Origin of the sequence: Botrimarina mediterranea, assembly GCF_007753265.1 — a bacterium.
Taxonomy (GTDB): domain Bacteria; phylum Planctomycetota; class Planctomycetia; order Pirellulales; family Lacipirellulaceae; genus Botrimarina; species Botrimarina mediterranea.
Genome location: NZ_CP036349.1, coordinates 5,753,098 through 5,774,049, shown reverse-complemented (window position 1 = coordinate 5,774,049; position 20,952 = coordinate 5,753,098). Strand labels below are relative to the sequence as shown.

Annotated in this window: 16 protein-coding genes; 9 read left to right on the top strand and 7 right to left on the bottom strand. The window is 65.0% G+C overall.

Going from position 1 to position 20,952, the window contains the following annotated elements; translation table 11 throughout:
- Positions 1-95: 95 nt before the first annotated feature.
- The gene (locus Spa11_RS22310) at positions 96-794 is read left to right on the top strand and encodes a hypothetical protein (RefSeq protein ID WP_145116794.1); all 699 of its coding nucleotides are present in this window, start codon (positions 96-98) and stop codon (positions 792-794) included.
- A 216-nt stretch (positions 795-1,010) separates the two neighbouring features.
- Complete coding sequence (locus Spa11_RS22305; RefSeq protein ID WP_145116793.1) at positions 1,011-1,667, top strand: hypothetical protein; 657 nt, start codon at positions 1,011-1,013, stop codon at positions 1,665-1,667.
- A gap of 94 nt (positions 1,668-1,761) precedes the next feature.
- Here the strand turns inward: Spa11_RS22305 and floA are convergent, their stop codons facing one another.
- Both floA and Spa11_RS22295 read right to left on the bottom strand, forming a co-directional pair.
- Positions 1,762-2,805, bottom strand: coding sequence for a flotillin-like protein FloA (gene floA, locus Spa11_RS22300; protein ID WP_145117113.1), 1,044 nt, complete (start codon positions 2,803-2,805; stop codon positions 1,762-1,764).
- A 197-nt stretch (positions 2,806-3,002) separates the two neighbouring features.
- Positions 3,003-4,901, bottom strand: coding sequence for a mechanosensitive ion channel family protein (locus tag Spa11_RS22295; RefSeq protein ID WP_197529593.1), 1,899 nt, complete (start codon positions 4,899-4,901; stop codon positions 3,003-3,005).
- Positions 4,902-5,212: 311 nt separating this feature from the next.
- On the opposite strand from Spa11_RS22295, the gene Spa11_RS22290 reads away from it, so the two are divergent.
- Together Spa11_RS22290 and smpB are read left to right on the top strand one after the other, a co-directional pair.
- Positions 5,213-6,364, top strand: coding sequence for a DUF1559 family PulG-like putative transporter (locus tag Spa11_RS22290; RefSeq protein WP_145116791.1), 1,152 nt, complete (start codon positions 5,213-5,215; stop codon positions 6,362-6,364).
- Between the two features lie 152 nt (positions 6,365-6,516).
- Positions 6,517-7,017: an SsrA-binding protein SmpB gene (gene smpB / locus Spa11_RS22285; RefSeq protein ID WP_145116790.1), complete on the top strand. Its 501-nt coding sequence runs from the start codon at positions 6,517-6,519 to the stop codon at positions 7,015-7,017.
- 172 nt (positions 7,018-7,189) lie between these two features.
- On the opposite strand, the gene Spa11_RS23420 is transcribed toward smpB, so the two are convergent.
- Positions 7,190-8,698, bottom strand: a complete 1,509-nt coding sequence (locus Spa11_RS23420; RefSeq protein WP_231933082.1) for a family 16 glycoside hydrolase — start codon at positions 8,696-8,698, stop codon at positions 7,190-7,192.
- A 128-nt stretch (positions 8,699-8,826) separates the two neighbouring features.
- Here Spa11_RS23420 and Spa11_RS22275 point away from each other — a divergent pair, with 128 nt between their 5' ends.
- Complete coding sequence (locus tag Spa11_RS22275; RefSeq protein WP_145117112.1) at positions 8,827-9,849, top strand: GH25 family lysozyme; 1,023 nt, start codon at positions 8,827-8,829, stop codon at positions 9,847-9,849.
- A gap of 160 nt (positions 9,850-10,009) precedes the next feature.
- Positions 10,010-11,839, top strand: coding sequence for a DUF7453 family protein (locus tag Spa11_RS22270; protein WP_145116788.1), 1,830 nt, complete (start codon positions 10,010-10,012; stop codon positions 11,837-11,839).
- 103 nt (positions 11,840-11,942) lie between these two features.
- Here Spa11_RS22270 and ilvC read toward each other — a convergent pair whose 3' ends face one another.
- Both ilvC and ilvN read right to left on the bottom strand, forming a co-directional pair.
- Positions 11,943-12,980 (bottom strand): ketol-acid reductoisomerase, encoded by a 1,038-nt coding sequence (ilvC, locus tag Spa11_RS22265; protein ID WP_145116787.1) that lies wholly within the window; start codon positions 12,978-12,980, stop codon positions 11,943-11,945.
- A gap of 140 nt (positions 12,981-13,120) precedes the next feature.
- A complete protein-coding gene (ilvN, locus tag Spa11_RS22260) occupies positions 13,121-13,639 on the bottom strand; it encodes an acetolactate synthase small subunit (protein WP_145116786.1) in 519 nt (172 codons plus the stop codon).
- Between the two features lie 355 nt (positions 13,640-13,994).
- Between ilvN and rpsB the strand changes: the two genes are divergently transcribed.
- The gene (rpsB, locus tag Spa11_RS22255) at positions 13,995-14,777 is read left to right on the top strand and encodes a 30S ribosomal protein S2 (RefSeq protein WP_145116785.1); all 783 of its coding nucleotides are present in this window, start codon (positions 13,995-13,997) and stop codon (positions 14,775-14,777) included.
- Positions 14,778-14,928: 151 nt separating this feature from the next.
- A complete protein-coding gene (gene tsf / locus Spa11_RS22250) occupies positions 14,929-15,777 on the top strand; it encodes a translation elongation factor Ts (RefSeq protein WP_145116784.1) in 849 nt (282 codons plus the stop codon).
- Between the two features lie 746 nt (positions 15,778-16,523).
- Here tsf and thrS read toward each other — a convergent pair.
- Entirely contained in the window at positions 16,524-18,704 is a 2,181-nt protein-coding gene (gene thrS, locus Spa11_RS22245; RefSeq protein WP_145116783.1) for a threonine--tRNA ligase, read from the bottom strand.
- A 387-nt stretch (positions 18,705-19,091) separates the two neighbouring features.
- Here thrS and Spa11_RS22240 point away from each other — a divergent pair, with 387 nt between their 5' ends.
- Complete coding sequence (locus tag Spa11_RS22240) at positions 19,092-19,778, top strand: DOMON domain-containing protein (protein ID WP_145116782.1); 687 nt, start codon at positions 19,092-19,094, stop codon at positions 19,776-19,778.
- 45 nt (positions 19,779-19,823) lie between these two features.
- On the opposite strand, the gene ribD is transcribed toward Spa11_RS22240, so the two are convergent.
- Entirely contained in the window at positions 19,824-20,936 is a 1,113-nt protein-coding gene (gene ribD, locus Spa11_RS22235; RefSeq protein WP_197529592.1) for a bifunctional diaminohydroxyphosphoribosylaminopyrimidine deaminase/5-amino-6-(5-phosphoribosylamino)uracil reductase RibD, read from the bottom strand.
- Positions 20,937-20,952: the final 16 nt, after the last annotated feature.

Below are 20,952 nucleotides of genomic sequence, written 5' to 3'. Positions count from 1 at the left end.
CACCGCCTCGATTATAATCAAGGCTTTCCGGCGCTATCGGGATAGGTGGCGCGCGGCGGTTATTATCCGGAACGTGTGGGATCAGGGCGACGACGATGCAGTTCCATTTCGCAGCCACCGTGAGAGCCATCGTCCACTTGGTCGTGGCGCCGGCATGCCTGGCGGCGACGGCCATTACCGCAACGGCCCTTAGCACACCAGCTTTAGGCGCTGCCTCGGAGGACGCTCCTGCTGGGGAAGCCGCGGCAGAGTCCGCGTCGCCGGCGGTGGAACGTCGCTTCGACCCCGCGGCGATGCCGGAAGTCGGTCCCGCTGCATCGCCTCTTGGCTACCACTACGCCGAGTTGACTCCCGCTCAGACCGCGGCGTTGCGGCGTCGCTTCAAGTTGCCGCTAGAGGCGTTGGCGACCGTCAAATCGCCGAGTGAACTGAAGCAAGCGGTTGTCGTGGCGCCGCTGCCCGATCCGAATCGCCCGCTGCTGGCCGTGAGCCCGGCGTCGGAATCGCAGAAGAATCCCTTCGCCGACAGCGACGCGATCTCGTTCCGCAAGGACCCGCTCAAGGCGCTTGGCGCTATGCTCGGGGCCGGCGACGCGATGCCGGCCGGGGCGCCGGCGGCAACGGCGGATTCCGAGGAAGACAACCCGTTTGGCGGAGCGGTAGCTGCCGAGGCCCCCGAGCCGCAGGCGGAGGTCGATGGCGCCGACGACCCGTTCGGCGCCGACGCCGACCCCTTCGGCAGCGACACGGGCGCCGAGGCGGCGGACGAAGAAGACCCGTTCGGGGCGTTCTGACGACGCGTGCAGTTGTGGCGATTTTGCGGCCTGTCCGGACCGCTGCGGCGATCGACGCCGAGCGACGGGCGCCAAGAGAAATAGTCTTCTCTTCCCCCCGGTGCTATCCTCCCAGCAGGACGGGCCGCTGCGGTCCGCGATAGCGAAGACCGTGATGTAGGGCGACCGATGACCCAGGCCTCGAAGACGAGCGTTCCCTCTCGCGGCAGACGCCGCATGCCGGCCCTCTGCCCGGGGACCCGACCGCTGGGATTCGGGACGTTGATACTGGGGGCGCTGATGTTCGGCTTGGTGGCGGGCTGTGAGCCGGCGCCCGAGCCCGTCGAGCCGCCCCCGCCGCCGCCGACTCCCGAGGAGCGATTCGAACGGATCGTCGGCGCGCTCGAAGACAAACTCAATGACAGCGCGTTCGGGACCGCCGACGCCGTAGCGGAATACGACGCTCCCGCCGGCACGCCGATCACCGCCGCCAAGGTGAAAGTCAAGCACACGATCACGCCGCCCGACGGCGAGGACGATGTCCCTCGCGCGCAGCTCTGCCTGATCACCAAGGCGAAGGTCACCGTCACCCTGCCGACCAAGTCGGAGAAGGAAGAGAGTGACGAGGAGTCGAGCAGCCGACGGCAAAAGCGGGCCGACGACGAGCCGCTCGGTGAGGGGATGCCCCCGATGGAATCGCTGATCGTCCCCTCACGGGAAGAGGCCGCCAGCCGCCTGGGCAGCTCGGGCGTCCACGAGATCGACCCGGGCGAGACCCAACGCTGTTTTAATCTGGAGTATCGCGACGACCGATGGGTGCTTGTCTCGGAAGTCGACGAAGAGAACGAGCCGTTCAACGCGCTGGCGATCGAGTACGCGTTGAAGAAGCAGTAGTAAAAGAGATGATAGATGGCAGAGGGTAGATGATAGGGAAGAGCCGCAAGCTCAATCTCTATCATCTGCCATCTAACCTCTGTCATCTCGCCCGTCAGGGTGTCGAGCTCTTCGTCAGGACGCCGAGATTTCCCTTCCGGAACGCGTCGGCCATCGCGCGGGGGACTTCGGCTTCGGCGGCGACGACTTGGCCGCGTTGGTAAGCGACCTGGGCCTTCATCTCTTGCTCGCGGGCGATCGCGTCGGCGCGACGCTTCTCGGCCATCGCCTGGGCCTTGCGGGTGTCGGCCTCGGCCTGGTCGGCTTGGAGGCGGGCGCCGATGTTCTCGCCGATGTCGATGTCGGCGATGTCGATCGACACGATCTCGAACGCCGTGTGCGCGTCGAGGCCGCGTTCGAGCACCGCCTTGCTGATGCGGTCGGGGTTCTCCATCACGGCGAATTGGTCTGACGACGAGCCGATCGCGGTGATGATCCCCTCGCCGACGCGGGCGATGATTGTCTCCTCGGTGGCGCCGCCGATGAGCTGCTTGAGGTTGGTGCGGACGGTGACGCGGGCGCGGACCTTCACCTCGACGCCGTTCTTCGCCACGGCGCTGAGGGTCGAGCGCGGCGACTTCTCCGGGTCGGGGCAGTCGATCACCTTCGGATAGACGCTGGTCTTCACGGCGTCGAGCACGTCGCGGCCGGCGAGGTCGATCGCCGCGGCGCGGTCGAAGTCGAGGTCGATGTCGGCCCGGTGGGCGGCGATAATCGCGCTGATGACCCGCGGCACGTTGCCGCCGGCGAGGTAGTGGGCCTCGAGACGCTTGGTCGTGATGCCCGAGGTTGGGTCCTGCCCGACGCCGGCCTGCATCGCCTGGATGCGGGCGTCGACGATCGTCTTCGCATGGACTTGGCGCAGGCTCATGAACACCAGGTCGAACGGGTTCATCGGAACGTTCGACATGAACGCCTGCAGCCAGACGCGCCCGTAGTTGAGCAAGAAGAACGCCAGCAGGAGCGCGGCGCCGATGATGACGACGACCAGGACCGCCTGCACGAAGAGATTCTCAGCCAGACCCTGGGCGAGAAGCGGAGCGGCCTGAGCAGCAAGGGGGGCAGCGGTGAGCGGGGCGGCAGCGAAGAGGGGAGTCATCACGCGGCGATTCCGGTAGGTGCGGTTGGCAGCTGCGGGAGATTGTAGCCGCTCGGGCGGCGAGTGGAGAGGTTCCGGGGCGGCGTTAACCCCTCACGGTGCGTCTGAGCCGGGGCGCTAGCCCTCGGTGGGTAGCTGGTACCCGAATCCCACCGAGGGCTAGCGCCCCCGGCTCAGACGTTCTCAATTGGCGAGGATTACTCGAACTGGGTAGCCCCCGGGAACTTTACCGGGCCGGGGCGGTCCTGGTAGTTCGGCAGCTCGCCGGCGATCTTGGCGGCCGTGCGGGCGCCGCTGCGGTCGGGGGTTTCGTCGCTGAGCTCGGGGACCTCGCACTTCTCGCCCTTTTGGAGGTAGAGCGTCTGCGTCGGGAAAGCGAACGAGACGCCGAGCTCCGCCGCCAGCCGGAGGACGTCGGCCAGCAGCCGGTGCCGCTCGCGCAGCTCCGTGGCGTAGTCGGGCACTTCGAAGAAGACCAGCAGCTGGATGTCGAGCGAGTTGGCGCCGAAGTTGTGCAGGTACGCCGCGTAGAAGTCCTTGCGGGTGTGGGGGTGCCGGCGGATGAGCTCACGGATGCCCTCGCAGAAGGCTTCGATCCGCTCGGGCGTGGTGCTGTACTCGACGCCCAACAACGTCAGGTAGCGGCGGTACTTGCGGCGGCCGAGGTTGTCGATGCTCGACGACGCCAGCTTGCTGTTGGGGAGCGTCACCTCCGAGTCGAGCGGGGTGCGTATCCGAGTGCTGCGGAAGCCGAGGGATTCAATGGAACCCTCCACGTTGTCGATCTTTACGTAGTCGCCGACCTCGAAGGGCCGATCGAAGAGGAGCGTGATCGAGCCGACGAAGTTCGAGAGCGTCTCTTGGCTCGCCAAGGCGATCGCGATACCGCCGATGCCCAGACCGCCGAGCAAGGTGGAAGGGAGTTCATCGCTGAAGGTCGCGATCGTGGCGATCACGCCAACCACGCCAATCGCGATCTTGGCGGTAGAGTTCGCCAGCGGAATGAAGAGGTTATCGAACTGTCGGCTGCTTCTCTTCGCGCGGCGGGTGAAATAATCACCGACCAGGTCCAGCACGCGGAAGAGCGCGAGCACGGCGGCGACGATGGTCACGATCACCAACCCATTGAGCAGGATGCTCGTAAGGGTGGGCGACAACTCAATAAACCGCGCCCCAAACACCCAGACCGCGGCGTTGGCGAGGCGGCCGACCGGTTGCCAAACGCCGGCGGTGGTTTTGTGCTCTTCGACGAAATCGGGGTCGATCCGAAACAGGAGCATGTCGCCGATCCAGGTCATCACCCTCCGCGTCAGCCAGTCGGCGAGCCAGCCTAGCGGGATGAACGCGGCGAGCAGCAACCACTGGTAGGTCGGCAGCAAGAAGTGCGTTGTCCGCCAACTCTGTGGGAACTGCTTGCGGACCCAGACGCCGAAGGTCTCGGTCGGTTCGGTTTCGGTCGCGGTCGTGTCGCCATTGGCGGCAGTCAACTCGGCGCGCTTCTCGGCGAGTTCGTCGATCCGCTTCTCGAACTGCTCGTAGAGGGGGTCGATGACAGCGACCGTCTCGGCGCTAAACCGCCAGCGGCCGACGCCGTCGCGCGCGATGGTGATCTGCTCGGCTTCCGGGGCCGAGTAGAGAAGCCAATTCTCCAGCGACCACGACTGCTCGTAGTCGGGGTTGGACTCCGCCTTCTCGAAATCGACCTTGGCCGAAGAGCCTTCTTTTTGAAGGTACCAGGGGTTGATCTCGCTCTCGCCGCCCTGGGTTGGCGGGTCGCCGACCGCGGGGATCAGGCGGAAGAGCTTGTAAGCAAGGTCGGCGCCGCGGCTGTCGGCGGCGACGGCGCTCAGTTGCGAGAGGTCGAGCAGCTCGGCGGCGGACGATTTCTCGTTCGCCTGCATGCGTTTCACAAAGGCCTCCAGCGCCGCCTGAGGCGTTAGCATCTCGGCGGGGACCTCGGGCTCGGCGGGCTTCTCGGCGGGGGCCGATTCGCCGTTCGCCGCGGCCGTGACGTCGGCGCGCGCCACCGGGAGCGCAGCGCCGAAGGCGAGCAGACTTAGGCCGAGGAGCGACCAGCGGACGAGGGGACGACTCATGGAGGGGCGTCTTTGCATGCGGCTCCCACGGGGGCTATCGGGGCCGCTCGTGGGCGGTCCCGAGCGGGTTTGCTGGCAATTTTGGGGGGATTCGGCGATACTGCACCATCGTGCCTCTTGGCGAGCGATCGGCAAGGGCGCCAGCGGCGAACCCGACCAAAGTGGGAGGTTGGAAGTGGGAAGTGGGATGACGCGCGAGCGGAGCTTTATTCCAACTTCCCCCTTCCAACTTCCCACTTCGAAATACCAGAACGCTCCGCTTATCGTGCGGCGTCCGTAGCGCCTGTCCGCCAACCAGCGACGAACCCTCCATGACCACGCCTCCACGCCAAGCGACTCGCGCTCACCGTCCACGCCCCGGCTTCACGCTCGTCGAGCTGCTGGTGGTGATTGCCATCATCGGCACGTTGACGGCGTTGATCCTCGGGGGCGTCCAAGCGGCCCGCAGCGCGGCACGCCGGGCGCAGTGCACCAACAACCTGAGCCAGATCGGCAAAGCGATCATCAACTACGAGACGCAGAAGCAAAGCTACCCGGGTTACGTGCAGTCGTTGCAACAAGGCAAGCGGCCGGGCCAGGCGCCCAACGAGAAAAACTTCCTGGTGCCCCAAGTTAACGGTTTGAGCGGATCGCGGTTTCAATCCGTCACCGTAACAACCCCCGCAAAGGTGTACGACGACTCCCGCGTCAGTTGGGCGGCGATGATCTTAAACGAGATCGAGGGCGGTCAAATCTATGACAATATGGTGGACAGCACGATCGACGTGAGTGACGACCGCGCCCTGATCCGCCCCATCGCGGCGTACATATGTCCCGACGACACCGAGCTGACGTCGGTCGAAGGCAACGCAGGCTTGAGCTACTCGGCGAACACCGGCGCGTGGGACTGGTACACCACCAGCGGATCCCTGGCGAGCGCCTTCGACCGCGCCGCCTTCACCGCCATCGAAGGTGATCACCGCGCCAACGGCGTCTTCCACAACTTGACGTTCGGCAACGTGAAGATGGACTCCGGCGACGTCAGCAAGGGAGACGGCGCCGAGAACACGATCCTGCTCGCCGAGAACATCCAGAAGGAGGGCGCCTACACGTGGGCCGCAGCGGCGCTGAGTCTGCCGGGTGAGCAGCAGCTGGGCGTCGTGTGGCTCGACCCCGCGCAGCATGGGGGCGGCGACCGCGAATGGAGCCCCTTCACGAGCGGCGCGATGATCCCCTTCTCAGCGGAGGGCCCCAGTCCGGAGTATCCGTCCACAACGCCGCAGTTCGCCCGGCCCTCCAGCGGCCACTCGGGCGTCTTCAACGTGGTGATGGCGAGCGGCGCCGTGCGGACGATCGCCACGACGGTCGATTACTCGGTCTACCAGCGTCTGCTCACGGTGCAAGGAAGCAAGTGCGTCGAGCCAGTTGAACACAACGACTCGGTGTTCCGCACGCTCCCGCCGCTAGCGGCGGGGGACTATTGAGCGATAGCGAACAATGGCGAGCCGGCGACGTTAGTCGTCGGTGTGACGTGAGTACCCGCTTCACACCGACGACTAACGTCGCCGGCTCGCCGCCCCTCGTTCGGCTAACCACCTCGCGCCTGACTGCTGACCTCTGACTACTGATTACTGCTGTGGCCCAGAAACCAAAATCGTCCGCCAAGAAGGGGGACAACCCCAACGAAAAGACGATCGCCACCAACCGCAAGTCGCGGTTCGCGTACGAGGTGCTCGATCACCTCGAGTGTGGCATCGTACTGGTGGGGAGCGAGGTGAAGAGCCTGCGTGAGGGACGCATGTCGCTCGACGAGGCCTACGCCCGCATGGACAAGGGCGAGGTCTGGCTCGTCGGCTGCAACATCGAGGAGTACCGCAACGCCACGCACGAGCAGCACGAGCCCAAACGCCGCCGCAAGCTGCTCATGCACCGCCGCGAGATTAACAAGTTCGCCGCGCGGGCCTATGAGAAGAACCTCACGCTGGTGCCGCTCAAGATGTACTTCAAAGAGGGCAAGGCAAAGCTGCTGCTGGGCCTCTGCCGCGGCAAGAAGACGTACGACAAGCGCGAGTCGCTGAAAGAAAAGACTGCCAAGCGAGACATGGACCGGGCCATCAAGGGCCGCGGAAGGGATTGAGCGTCAAAACGCCAAAGGTCAGCCCCGGAGGGGCGAAAGCGCGTAGCCAGGGGCGCGAGCCCTTGGTAAGCGGCTCTCCGTTTGTTTACTGCCGACTACCAGGGGCTTGCGCCCCTGGCTACGCGCTGCCGCCCCTCCGGGGCTTACGCTTCGACGCTAATCCGTTGATTAATCACTTCGCCGCGGTTTCGGCAATTTTCTGCTCCGCCGCCGAGAGCTCGGGGTTGGGCGTCGCGTCGCCCTCTTCTTTGCCGAGCAGCCAGCGGACGCCGCCGATCAGGGACTCTTGGTACTGCGGGTTGGTCCAGACGTCTTCGCGGTGGCCCATGCTCATATGCATGACGCGGCCTTTGCCGTAGTTCTTCACCCAGAGGATGGGGATGTGGACCGGACGCTTGAGCGCCGTCTTCTCCATGTCGAGCGACATCAGCACGCGCACCTTCTCGGGCTGCCAGTGCTTGAACATATAGATCTCTTCCTTGAGCGGGATCCGCGTCCCAGCGGCGCCCCAGGGCTTCGACGCGGGGTGGTCGTCGGCGTGGACCTTGATCACGACATCGGTGTCGGCCGTCCATGGGTGTTCAACGAACGTGCCGCCGATCATGTCCCAGAAGGGCTCGTAGTTGTGATAGGTGTCGGCGGCCGAGTGGACGCCCAAGAAGCCGTGGCCCTCTTCGGCAAGCCAGGTGTTGAGGAACCACTCCCGCGTCGCCTCGGGGATCGGCAGGTCGCCGGTGGTGTAGAACGCGACCACGTCGTAGTTCTCGAGCAATTCGGGAGTAAAGTCGGTCGCGACGTCTTGCGTGCAATCGACGCGGAAGTCGCCGCTGCGGACGCCCAGCTCGGTGAGGATCTGCTCGGCGTGTGACAGCTCGTGCTGCTTGCGATTGACGGTCGAGTGGACGAAGCCCTGGCTCTGCGTGACGAAGAGCAACCGCTTCGGACCATCGTCTTGCGAAACCTTGCTATCGCCGTCGGAGTCTTCACCATCCAGTCGCTTGATGCGTACGTTGCGGTAGGTGACTGGCGAGCCGTGGTCTTGCAACGCGATGAAGCCTTGCTTGTTTTCGCCGAAGCCTTTCCAGTCGGCGAACTTGCTGCCGGCGACGCGTTGGTTCCATTCGTCCGACCCGATCTTGGCGTCGACGACCTTCTGGTCGTTGAGCCAGTGCTCGACGTGGCCGTCGCGGATGACGATGCGGCCCGTGTTCCACTCGCCGGCGGGCTTTGAGACCGTCAGCGGGACGGGGTAGAGATCGTAGAGGGCGCCGGGGCCGTTCTTCTCGTTGACGCCGGGGTACTCGGGGTCGAGGACTTGGTACTCGGGGCCCGTCTCGTAGGCGTACTGGCCCGCTTCGCTGGCGAGGTAGATCACGCCGCTGTTGCCGCCCTTGGCGATTTTGAACTCGAACCGCAGGTCGAAGTCGCCGTACTCCTCACGGGTCACCAAGTCGCCGCCTGTGCCAGCGCCGGTGAGGAGGCCGTCCTTGAGGCTCCAGGCCCCGGGCGGAGTGTCGGTCTTGTAGCCCCGCCAGCCGTCGGTCAGAGCGTCCACGGCCAACAGGTCCTGCCAGCCCGATCCCTCGTCCTTCGGCTGGGCAGCGAGGCACACAGGGGTGGCGGCGAGTGCGCAAAGCAATGCGAGGGCTGCGCGGAAGTTTCGGCTCGGGTGAGGCGTCATGGCGGCGGTTCCGTCAGAATGGGTGGATTGAGAGAAGGGCCACATCAGCGGGCAGTATGCCCAGCCGGGCACGCCAGCGGCAACCGCCGGCGCGGCGGGCGCCCCCGTAGCTACCGGAACAGTGTGCGATGCGCTACCAGAAAGTTTTGACCGCCGCGGTTTTGTCGCTTTGCGTTTTTGCCGGCGACCGCGCCGACGCCGCGTTGTTGGGGGTCGACGTGTCGTCTTGGCAATCGAGCGTCAACTGGAACTCGATGAAAAACGCCGGCGTCCAGTTTGGATTCGCCCGGGCGACGATGGGGACCGTCGATTACGACTCCCAGTTCGCGTCGAACATGAACAATTCCCGCGCCGCGGGCATCCCGATCGGGCCGTACCATTATGGCTACCCCAACACGGCAATGAACCCGTTGTCGGCGACGGTCAAACAAGACGCCATCAACGAAGCGACCGACTTCGTCAACCGCATCAAGCCGTACTACGACGCCAACCCGGGCTGGTATCTGCGGCCAGTGCTCGACGTAGAAGAGCTGCCGTCGAACGCCGAGGTCAACACGGTCGCCGAACAGCGGGCCTACCTTTCCGCTTGGGTGAAGGACTTCAACAGCGTGGTGAAGGAGCGGCTTGGTGTCGATGTCATCATCTACTGCAACAGCAACTACGCCTCGAACTATTTCACTGCCGACTTGGCGTCTTTCGATCTTTGGATCGCACGCTGGACTTACAACTCGAACACTCCGCCGTCAGCCTCACAGCTCGGCATCTGGAGCAACGCTGGCTACGATTTCTGGCAGTACAGTGACAGCGGGAGCCTCGGCGGCGAGAACCCGCTCGACCTCAATCACTTCCCGGGCACGTTGAACGATTTGCAGCAGTACCTTGTCGGCGGCGAGCCGCCGCTCGAGGGGGATTACAACGGCGATGGCGTCGTCAACGCAGCCGACTACACGAAGTGGCGCGACACCTGGACCCGCACCAACACCGACCTCAGCGCCGACGGCAACAAAAATGGTGTGATTGACTCGGGCGACCGCGATGTCTGGGCGGCGAACTATGGCGCGGCGGCCGCGTCGGCGATGGGCGTGCCTGAGCCGACGGCGTTGCTGCTTCTTGGCGTCGGCGCCGCCACGCTGGGGGCCCGCCGACGCTAAGCAAGCGAGGGCCTGCAGGGCCCCGGACGGACCGGCGTCCAGATATCGACGGCTCGCCAGATCGTGTTGGGCAGGGCCGTGAGGCCACTGGCAAATTTGCGTTCGTCGTACCGGTCACATATAAGTACTCGCACCTCCTCTCTTGTGCGTGGACACCGGCATGTCGACAGTCGCCAACAGCCGCCGCTTAATCGGGTCCTCGGTTGTTTGGTGCCTGCTTGTGAGCGGTGTGCTGGCGAGCGGTGACCTCCGCGCCATCGCGCTGAGCGGTGTGGCGCCCGGCGGAAACAATGCGGCGTATACCGGACTTGGTACGCCCGTCATCAACGCTCGAGGTGATGTCGCGTTTCTGGGGTCAGCGACCGACGGGACGGAACAAATGGCGGGGGTTTGGACCGCTAGAGATGGTGAGCCCCCGTCGCCCGCCGCTCTCATCGGTCAGATCGCCCCAGGCGCCAACAAACCGTTTCAGAGCCTCCGCGGCCCGTCGATCGATCGGTTTGGTCGTGTCGCATACATCGCCAGTCTGCAACGCGACGAAGGAGAGACGATTCCTATCAGCGGCGCATGGCGCGCCGGTCCGGACGGCGACGTGACGCTGATTGCGTTGGCCCGAGAGGATTGGTTCATCCCGGGGACCTCCTCGGTCATTGGGCACTTCGACACCACGCTCTTCGTGAACGCCGCGGGTCAGGCGATGTTCTCCACGAGCCTGAGGACCGACAGCTTGTGGGACGGGACGGTCATCGTTGGGGAGAACGCCGGTGTGGATAGCGTCCTAGGGATCGTCGCCCGAGAGGGACAGTCGGCCCCAGGGACCGACGCTGCCTTTCGTTTCGTTTACTACCGCCATACCGGCCCCAGCAACGCGGGCCATGTCGGGATCGTGACGACCCTGCAGGGGCCGAACGTCACTCCCGACAACGAGGAGGGCGTCTGGGCTTACACACCGGGCGCTGGTATACGGCTCGTTGCGAGAGAGGGAGACGCAGCGCCAGCGATGGACGGCGTCTTCAACAGCTTCTACTACCCAAGAGTTTCGGTGAATCGGTTCGGAGACGTCGCCTTCGCGGCGGACTACCGACCCAACGAGGGAGGGGCGTCCGTCGGGAGCGGCGTCTTCTCGAGCGCCGCGGGGACGGAAGGACCGGTCGCGATCGTAAAGACTGGCGACGCCATCTCGTCGATGGGACTCCAGTTCGGGAGTGCGGGCAACGTGCTGTTGCTGGGGTCCACCGGGGACATCGTTGCGCCGGTCACGCTATCGGGGAGCGGCGTCAACACAGCGAACAACCACGCCATCTTGATGGCCGACGCGGGTGGTGATCTAAACCTCATCGCTAGAGAGGGTGACCCCGCCCCAGGAACCGACGCGCGGTTCGGCAACATGATAAGCCCCGACCCCTTCTTCTCCCCATCGCTCAACGGGCGGGGACAGGTCGTCTTCAGCAGCCGGCTGTCGGGGACGGGCGTCGATGCTTCCAATGACTCAGCGATCTGGGCGTACGACGGGGGCGCGTTGCGACTAATCGCCCGAGAGGGGGACTCGATTGACGTGAGCGACGACCCCCACAGCCCCGACCTGAGGACCATCGAGAGCCTCGATGCCGAGCTCCGGTCGAGTAACGATGACGGCCTCCCTAGCGGCTTTAACGACCGGGGCCAGATCGCCTTCTACGCCGCCTTCACCGACGGCACGAGCGGCGTCTTCGTCTCCGACGCGGTGGCGGCGCCGCTCCCGTTGGCGGGTGACTATGACCGCGACGGGTTCGTGACGCCGGGCGACTACGACGTTTGGGAGTCGGCCTACGGCTCGTGGGCCGTTTCGTACGAGGGCGCCGACGGGAACGGTGACGGCTTCGTCGACGCGGCCGACTACGCGGTCTGGCGCGACGCCTATCAGACGGTCGTGCAGAGCGTGCCCGAGCCATCGGGCCTGAGCGGGCTGGCTGTTGCTCTCGCGGCGGCGGCGTTCCGCCGGCGTCGATAGCGAACTTCCGAGGACGATCGATACAAAAAACAGCCCCGGCCAATCCTGGCCGGGGCTGTTTGCGTTTCGGTTGGGACCGTTCGATCGGTCAGAGGAGGGGGGCTTAGTTGACTTCCTTCTCCTTGATCCAGCTCATCATGCGGCGGAGTTCTTTGCCGACGATCTCGACGCCGTGGGTGCGCTCGCGGCGGCGGGTCGCCTTGAACATCGGCGCGCCTGCTTTGTTCTCGAGCATCCAGTCGCGGGCGAAGCGGCCCGACTGGATGTCTTCCAGCACGCGCTTCATCTCGGCCTTCGTCTCTTCGGTGATGATCCGCGGGCCCGTCTTGTAGTCGCCGTACTCGGCCGTGTTGCTCACGCTGTAACGCATGTAGCTGAGGCCGCCCTGGTAGAAGAGGTCGACGATCAGCTTCACTTCGTGCATGCACTCGAAGTAGGCCATCTCGGGCTGATAGCCGGCTTCGACGAGGGTCTCGAAGCCCGCCTTGATCAGCTCGCTGAGGCCGCCGCAGAGGACGGCTTGCTCGCCGAACAGGTCGGTCTCGGTCTCTTCGGCGAAGGTCGTGCGGATGACGCCGCCCCGCGTGCCGCCGATCCCCTTGGCGTAGGCCATGCCGATCTTGAAGACGCTCGACGACTCGTCCGACATGTCGTCGTCGGCCGCGACCGTGCCCGCCTTGCGCGTGGCGATGAGGCAGGGGACGCCGCCGCCCGCCTCGAACTCGCTGCGGACTAGGTGGCCCGGGCCCTTGGGCGCGACGAGCAAGAGGTCGGTCCCCTTCGGCGGCTCGATCAGCCCGAAGTGGATGTTGAAGCCGTGCGAGCACATCAGCACGGCGCCCTTCTTCAGGTTCGGCAGGATGTCCGACTTGAAGACCTCGGCCTGAACTTCGTCCGGCAGCAGGATGTTGACGACGTCGGCCTGCTTGGCGGCGTCGGCGGCCGAGACGGGCTCGAAGCCGTGCTCCTTGGCGAGGTCGTAGTTGGCGCCGCCGGGGCGCTGGCCGACCACGACGTTCACGCCGCTATCGCGGAGGTTCTGAGCATGGGCGTGGCCCTGCGAACCATAACCAATGATGGCGACCGTCTTGCCCTTGAGAGCGGCGAGGTCGGCGTCGGCGTCGTAGTAGATTTGGGCCATGAGGGCGGCGGTGTGATGCGGACGCCGCACGGTGGGCGGGGCGTCCTGGTGTTCAGAAGTGGGAAGTGGGAAGTCGGAAGTTGGAGAAGGGGATTAACATCTTTCCCACTTCCAACTTCCCACTTCCGCCTTTGAGTTAGTTAGGCGTCGCCTTCAGCGCCCGGTTCGCCCACGATGGGCCTGTTCACGCTCCGGATCATCGCGATGCGGCCGGTGCGGCACAGCTCGATGATGCCGAAGGGGCGCATCATGTCGATGAAGGCCTCGATCTTCTTCTCCTGGCCGGAGAGCTCGATCATCATCTCGTTAGGCGAGACGTCCACGATGCGACCGCGAAAGATGCGGCTGAGCTCGCGGATCTCGGGGCGGTCGGTCTTGGCGGCCTGGACCTTGATGAGCATCAGGTCGCGTTCGACGTGGTCCTTGCTGCTCACGTCATCGACACGGACGACCGTGACGATCTTTTCGAGCTGTTTGCGGACTTGCTCAAGGATGTTGTCGTCGCCGACGACAACAAAGGTCATCCGGGAGAGTTCGGGCGACTCGGTCTCGCCGACGGCGAGGCTGTGGATGTTGTAGGCCCGCGACGCCAGCATCCCGGCGACGTGCGCCAGCACACCGGGGACGTTTTGCACCAGAGCGGAAAGAACGTGTCGCATCGGTTGGAAAGGGGTCGCGGGAAAGGGCTTACAGCGACGGCCCGGGGGCCGTGCCGAGCCACGAATCGTAATCCGGGGGCGGGGCGGTCGCAACCAGCCCACCGCCGGCCGTCATTGACCAAAGATGTGAAGACCGGTACTCTGGCCAGACTCGCGACCCTCGAACGGCCCGAAGGGTTCGCGACTAGTCCCGACAAAGGAGCCCCGTACGGGCCCAAATCAGGGGCTCTAACGCATCCGGCCGGAACGACCAACGCTGGCCCGCCTCGGCGCTTTTGAACGCCTCAGGCGGCCTACTAGGGCCCTTGTAAGGGCTCTGGTAGGGCCTCGCCGGTGTGCCCCCAGGAGAGATTTTGTGTCGCTAGTTAATGAGCTCGTCGAAGCAGGCGTTCACTTCGGTCACCGTGCGAGCCGGTGGAACCCGAAGATGCGGCCGTACATTTACGCCCGCCGCAACCTGATCCACATTATCGACGTCCGCGAGACCATCCGCGGTCTCCTGCGAGCCAAGAAGTACCTGGCCGACGTCGCCGGCCGGAACAGCCTGATCCTGTTCGTCGGAACCAAGCGCCAGGCGTCGGAGTCGGTCGCCCGCGAAGCGGCCCGTTGCGGCATGCCGTGGGTCTCGGAGCGTTGGCTGGGCGGCACGCTCACCAACTTCCGCACGATCCGCGACCGGCTTGGCCGGCTGGAGCAACTCGAGGCGATCCGCCAGGGCGAGGCGATCAACTCGTACTCCAAGAAGATGCAGTCCACGTTGACCCGTGAGTACCGCAAGATCTACCGCAACCTCAACGGCATGCGGACGATGACGCGTCTTCCCGAGTGTCTGGTGGTCGTTGACCCCAAGAAAGAAAAGAACGCCGTCAAGGAAGCCCGCGCGCTGGGCATCGCTGTGGTGTCGCTGATCGATACCGACTGCGACCCGGACACGGTGGACCTGCCGATCCCGGGCAACGACGACAGCATGCGCTCGATCGAGGTGATCACCCGCCTGCTGGCGGACGCGATCGCCGCCGGCAAGTCGCAGGCCGCCATCCAGCAACAGATGGCCAACGAGGGCGCCGCCCGCGAAGCGGCCCGCAAGGCCGACGCCGCTGCCGCCGAAGCAAAGGCCAAGGCCGAAGCCGACGCCTGAGAGGGCTGACGCTTTGCGAAAGGGGAAAGACGAAAGTGGAAAGGGGAAACACCCAGCCACCGAACCCTCCCCTTTCGGCATTCCCCTTCCCCCTTTCAACCAACGTTGGACGCCGCATTAACTCAAGCGGCATCCCTAAGAGGAATCACTCATGGCCGATATCACCGCCGCGATGGTGAAGGAGCTGCGTGACGAGACGCAGTTGCCGATGATGGACTGCAAGAAGGCGCTCGTGGAAGCGGGCGGCGACAAGGAGGCCGCCAAGCAGGCGCTCCGCGAAAAGGGCGTTAAGCTGATGGGCTCGCGCGCCGACCGGGCGACCGAAGAGGGCCGCGTCGCGGTCTTCGCCGGCGTTAACCAGCCGGCCGGCGCGATCATCGAGCTGCAAGTCGAGTCGGCGCCCGTCGCCAGCAACGAGGACGTCGTCGCTCTGGCGAACGACCTCGCCAAGCAACTCGCCACCGGCCCCGGCGCCAAGACCGCCGACGAGCTGTGGGATCAGCCCTCCCCCAGCCAGTCTGGCAAGAAGCTCCGTGACATCAAGGACGACCTCGAGAACAAGATCCGTGAGGTCTTCAAGCTGGCCCGCATCGAGCGGATTGAGGGTCCGACCGGCGGCTACGTCCACTTCGACGGCAAGACCGGCGTCCTCTTGGCGGTGAAGGGCGGCTCGGACGAGCTCGCCAAGGACGTCAGCATGCACGTCGCCGCGATGGGCCCCTCGGCCACCAACGTTTCGGACCTCGACCCCGCCGAGGTCGAAAAGGAACGGGCGATCCTGATCGAGGCCGCCAAGCAAGAGGGCAAGCCCGAGAACATCATCGAGAAGATGGTCGAAGGCCGCCTGCGGAACTACTACGCCGAGAAGGTGCTGGCCGAGCAGCCGTTCGTGAAGGACGACAAGCAGACCGTCGGCAAGGTCGCCAAGGCGGGCGGCATGGAACTCCGCGGCTTCTCGCTGTGGAAGGTCGGCCAAACGAGCGACGCCACCGCCGCTTGAGAGGCGAGCGACAATTGAAACGACAAACGCCCCGGCGCCTTGGCTCCGGGGCGTTTTTTTTTGAAAGCCCCGGAGGGGCGAAAGCGCGTAGCCAGGGGCGCAAGCCCCTCAAAAACCATGAGAGAAAGCAAGAAGCCCCGGAGGGGCGACAGCAGCTCCACATGCAGAGTTGCTGTCGCCCCTCCGGGGCTATCCTCCATCACCCCTACAGGGCGAATGACGGCAAACGTCAAACGGGGTGGCGGGGGCACTCCGCGCTTTCGCGGAAGCCCCCGAGAAGTGGAGACCGGGTCACCAACGCACGGGGGCTTCCCTGACGGGAGCGCCCCCGCCACCCGTCGCGCTACCAACGCCAGCCACCCGACGAGTAGAACCTTCGGACGCTTCTAGGGAACAACTGACCAATCGCAGCAGTAGCACCGCTTAGAAGGATGTGCATACCCCTCCCGATCTCAATGGGATCTTCAGGCCATTGGCCTTGCCACCATGTGGAAGTAAGCAGGCAAGCGATGAGCGTCCCGAAGCATACAACCACCCATCGCACAATGCTGGAACGATTCCATACGCCAAAGCACATCAGCCCTGTCAGGGTGATGCCTAAGGCAAGCCCCAGTAGATTCTTTCCATCAAACGGTCGCTGATAGTATGCCATGAACAAGCAACTTGTTATTGGCACGCTAAGCAATGCAGCGCATGCAAGTGTTGCAATAAACCGTCCTTGGCGAAACGCATTTGGTTCGTGATCCTCAATACTCATTCCCCACCGCCTTCGCCGACAAGTCCGCCGCCGGCGCTTCCGCGACCTGGCGTACGCGTTTGTCGTCGACCTCTTCAGTGAGGCGGGCGATCGCGTCGGCGAGTGAGCACGAGCCCAGGTCGCCTTCGATGCGGTCGCGCAGGGCGACCGTGCCGTTGTCGCGGTCTTGTTCGCCGACGACGACGAGGTACGGCACGAGTTCGAGCTGGCCCTCGCGGATCTTGGCGCCGAGCTTGGAGCCGCGGTAGTCGCCTTCGACGCGCAGGCCCGCGGCGCGGAGCTTCGCTTCGACTTCGCGGCCGTACTCTTCGGACTTCTCGCTGACGGTGAGCACGCGGGCTTGCACCGGCGCCAGCCAGAGCGGGAAGGCGCCGGCGAAGTGCTCGATGATCACGCCGACGAATCGCTCGAGCGAGCCTAGCGGCGCGCGGTGGATCATCACCGGGCGGTGCGGCTTGTTGTCGGCGCCGATGTACTCCAGCGCGAAGCGGCCCTCGCTCGGCAGGTTGTAGTCGAGCTGCACGGTGCCCAGTTGCCACTCGCGGCCGATGCAGTCGGTGACGACGAAGTCGGCCTTCGGGCCGTAGAACGCCGCCTCGCCCGGCTCGATCGACAGGCCCGGCAGGTCCATCGACTCGCAGACGCTGCGCAGCTCGGACTCGGCCCGATCCCACAGCTCTTCGTTGCCGACGTACTTGCTGCTGTCGGGGTCGCGGAAGCCGAGGCGGACGCGGTAGTTGTTCATGCCGAGCGACTTGAGCACGGCCTGCGTCATCTCGAGGCACGCGCGGAACTCGTCGGCGACTTGTTCGGGCGTGCAGAAGAGGTGGGCGTCGTCTTGCGTGAAACCACGGACGCGGGTCATGCCGCCCAGCTCGCCCGACTGCTCGTAGCGATAGACGGTGCCGAACTCCGCGAGCCGCACCGGCAGGTCGCGGTACGAACGGGGCTTCGACTTGTAAATCATGATGTGGTGCGGGCAGTTCATCGGCTTGAGCAGGTAGCGCTCATGCTTGTGCGCCCACACGTCGAGCGCGGCGGCGCGCTCGGCCGGCGGTTTCTTGGGATCGACTTCGCCGTCGAAGCCGAGCAACCGCGCGGCGTCGAGCAGCTTCGCCTCTTCGTCGTCGGTGATCTCGCCCGCTTTGAGACGCTCGACGAGGATGTCAACGAGCTGCCCCGCGTTGTGCTCGCACAGCACCGGGAATTGGCTCTCCCGGTAGTAAGGGAAGTGGCCCGAGGTCTCGTAAAGCTCGACGCGGCCGACGTGCGGCGTGTAGACCACTTCGTAACCGCGCGATCGCAGTTCTTCGCGGATCATCGCCTCGAGGGTCTGCCGGATGACGGCGCCCTTGGGGAGCCAGAGGATCAGGCCCGAACCGACCTTGTTGTCGATCGTGAACAGCTCGAGCTGCTTGCCGAGGACGCGGTGGTCGCGCTTCTTGGCCTCTTCGACCTGCTTTAGGTGGGCGTCGAGTTCGGCCTTGTCGAAGAACGCCGTCGCGTAGAGGCGTTGGAGCTGGTCGCGCGAGGCGTCTCCCTTCCAGTAGGCTCCGGCGACGTTGAGCAGCTTGAACGCCTTGCCGATGTGCGAGGTTGAGGGAATGTGGACGCCGCGGCAGAGGTCGATGAACTCGCCCTGGCGGTAGAACGACAGCTCCGCCTCTTCGCCGAGGCCCGTCTCGACGTGCTCGACCTTGAAGCGCTGGCCGAGCTCTTCGCACAATTGCAACGACTCGGCGCGCGGCTTGTCCATCCGCTCGAAGGCGAGGTCTTCTTTGACGATCGCCTTCATCTCGGCTTCGATCTTCGGGAAGTCGTCTTCGGTGAGCGGCTGCGGCAGCAGCATGTCGTAGTAGAAGCCCGTGCTGGTGGTGGGGCCGAACGCCAGCTGGACGTCTTTGTAGAGCCGCATGACGGCCTGCGCCATGACGTGCGCGCACGAGTGCCGCATGATGGCGAGGGCTTCGGCGTCGCGCTTGGTGAGGAAGCGGAGCTTCACCTCGCCCGTGGCGGGGAGCTCGTAGGTGAGATCACGCTGGACGCCGTCGATCTCGGCGGCGATGGCGGCCTTGGCGAGGCCGGGGCCGATCGCCTCGGCGACCTCGCGGCACGTGACGGCGGTTTCGAAGGGGCGGCTGCTTCCGTCGGGGAGTTGGACCGTGAGCATGGCGGCGACGTATCGTCCTAGTGAGTTCGGCAAGTGCGCCCCGTTACGGAGGGGGCGCTGTGGCGACCGCGGATGTCCGTAAACCGCGGCGAAGCCCTGCATCATAGCGATTTCGGGCGGCGGGGGGACGGGAACCTCCAAGACGCCAGGAGCGCCAAGGTTCGCCAGGAATTTTTTAGACAGGATGAACAGGATCGACAGGATTTCTGATCATCCTGTTGATCCTGTCAAAAACTTCTGTCGGTTCTTGGCGATCCTAGGCACTCCTGGCGTCTTGGCGGTTTCTCTTCGTCGGAAGAAGGGTAAAGTGGAAGACCACCGACGACTAACGTCGCCGGCTCGCCGCCGTTCGTTCCGCCTTCCCCCTTCGACCTTCCGCCTTCGCCCGTGTCCTCCGCACCGAACCAACTCAACACGCTGCTGGCGCCGCGGTTCCTGTTCCAGTTCGCGGTCCCGGTGAAGCGACAGACGCCGATCTGGTCGCCCAAAGGCATCGCTCTGGGCGAGGACTATCGGTTGCCCGACCTGGCGGGGCTCGACCGAGAGACGCCCGGCAGCGAGCGGAGGTTCGCCGACGTCCGCATGGCTTGGGCGCCGGAGGGGTTGGCGTTTTGGATCGACATCGACTGCAAGCAGCAGCCGGTGTGGTGCCGAGAGACGAGGCTCGACGAGTCGGACGGCTTGCATATCTGGGTCGATACGCGGGCGACGCACAACATCCACCGCGCGTCGAAGTTCTGCAACCGTTTCATCTTCACGCCGATGGGCGGCGGCAGCGGTGACACCCAGCCGCTCGCCGACCAACTGCTGATCAACCGCGCGCGAGAAAACGCCCGCCCCGTGCGGCCGCGCGAGCTACAAGTCGTTGCGAAGGTGACGAAGACCGGCTACCGCTTGGCCGCGTTCATCCCCGCGGTGGCGATGACAGGCTACGACCCGACGCAGCAAACGAAGCTCGGCTTCAACTACGCGGTGGTCGATCGCGAGCTCGGTTTGCAGACGTTTTCGAACGGGCCGTCGATGCCGTTCGATGAGGACCCGAGTTGCTGGGCGACGATGGAGCTGGTTTCTTAGAAGCTGGAACCGCGAATCCACGCGAATTGACGCGAATGAATAAAACTATTCGCGATGATTCGCGTCCATTCGCGGTTCCAGCTTTGTACGACCGCGGATGAGAAGGTCGCCGTCGATTGATTCGTGGGTGACTTCGGTGAATGTCAGGGCGTCACGCATGAAGGCGACGCCTTCGCCGCCGATGGGTCCGGGACCCGTTCCGCCGATGAGCTTGGGGGCGACGAACGCCCAGGATTCGTCGATGAGTTGCTGATCGAAGAATTGGCCGAGCAGTTTGCCGCCGCCTTCGACGAGGACGTTCGTTAGTCGGCGGCGGCCGAGTTCGTCGAGAAGTTGCGGGGGCGTTGCGGTGAGGACTTCGACGCCGCGGTCGCGTAGTTGCTGCGCATCGGCGGCGGGATAGCCTTCTCCGACCGCAACGAGCACGGCGCCATCGTCGGGGGTGTTCCAAAGCTTGCGATCGATGGGCAGCGGTTTGTCACCGGCGATCACGATACGCAGCGGCGTCCGCGGTCCGGTGGGACGGGCGGTTAGCAGCGGGTCGTCGGCGACGAGTGTTCGGGCGCCGACGATGACGGCGTCAACGCGACCGCGTAGTCGGTGGACGCGGGCCCGTGACGCTTCGTTGCTGATCCACTGGCTGTCGAGCGTGCTAGTGGCGATCTTGCCGTCGAGCGTCATCGCCCACTTGGCGATCACCCACGGCCGGCCCGTCTCGAGGAGCTTGAGGTACGGCGCCACGAGTCGCCGCGCGTCGTCTTCGAGCACGCCGACAACGCACTCGACGCCCGCCGCTTCGAGCGCGCGGATGCCGCCGCCATCGACCTTCGGGAACGGATCGCGCATCGCGATGACGACCCGCTTCACGCCAGCGGCGAGCACCGCCTCAACGCACGGCGGCGTCTTGCCTGTGTGGCAGCAGGGCTCGAGCGTGACGAAGAGTTTCGCGCCCTTCGCCCGATCGCCGGCTGCCTTCAAGGCGTTGACCTCGGCGTGCGGACCGCCAAATCGCTGATGAAAACCTTCGCCAACGATCGCGCCGTCAAGAACGACGACGCAGCCGACCATCGGGTTCGGCTCAACTAAGCCCTCCCCGCGCGCGGCAAGCTGCAAAGCCCGGCGCATTGCGGCGACATCGTCTACTTGCTCAGGGCTCATGAAGGGGAACCGCCAA

Bases quoted from the DNA above. Each gene is read 5' to 3' on its own strand.
- Spa11_RS22310 (WP_145116794.1), top strand. From the start codon at position 96: ATGCAGTTCCATTTCGCAGCCACCGTGAGAGCCATCGTCCACTTGGTC.
- Spa11_RS22305 (WP_145116793.1), top strand. From the start codon at position 1,011: ATGCCGGCCCTCTGCCCGGGGACCCGACCGCTGGGATTCGGGACGTTG.
- floA (WP_145117113.1), bottom strand. From the start codon at position 2,805: ATGACTCCCCTCTTCGCTGCCGCCCCGCTCACCGCTGCCCCCCTTGCT.
- Spa11_RS22295 (WP_197529593.1), bottom strand. From the start codon at position 4,901: ATGAGTCGTCCCCTCGTCCGCTGGTCGCTCCTCGGCCTAAGTCTGCTC.
- Spa11_RS22290 (WP_145116791.1), top strand. From the start codon at position 5,213: ATGACCACGCCTCCACGCCAAGCGACTCGCGCTCACCGTCCACGCCCC.
- Spa11_RS23420 (WP_231933082.1), bottom strand. From the start codon at position 8,698: ATGACGCCTCACCCGAGCCGAAACTTCCGCGCAGCCCTCGCATTGCTT.
- Spa11_RS22275 (WP_145117112.1), top strand. From the start codon at position 8,827: ATGCGCTACCAGAAAGTTTTGACCGCCGCGGTTTTGTCGCTTTGCGTT.
- Spa11_RS22270 (WP_145116788.1), top strand. From the start codon at position 10,010: ATGTCGACAGTCGCCAACAGCCGCCGCTTAATCGGGTCCTCGGTTGTT.
- ilvC (WP_145116787.1), bottom strand. From the start codon at position 12,980: ATGGCCCAAATCTACTACGACGCCGACGCCGACCTCGCCGCTCTCAAG.
- ilvN (WP_145116786.1), bottom strand. From the start codon at position 13,639: ATGCGACACGTTCTTTCCGCTCTGGTGCAAAACGTCCCCGGTGTGCTG.
- tsf (WP_145116784.1), top strand. From the start codon at position 14,929: ATGGCCGATATCACCGCCGCGATGGTGAAGGAGCTGCGTGACGAGACG.
- thrS (WP_145116783.1), bottom strand. From the start codon at position 18,704: ATGCTCACGGTCCAACTCCCCGACGGAAGCAGCCGCCCCTTCGAAACC.
- ribD (WP_197529592.1), bottom strand. From the start codon at position 20,936: ATGAGCCCTGAGCAAGTAGACGATGTCGCCGCAATGCGCCGGGCTTTG.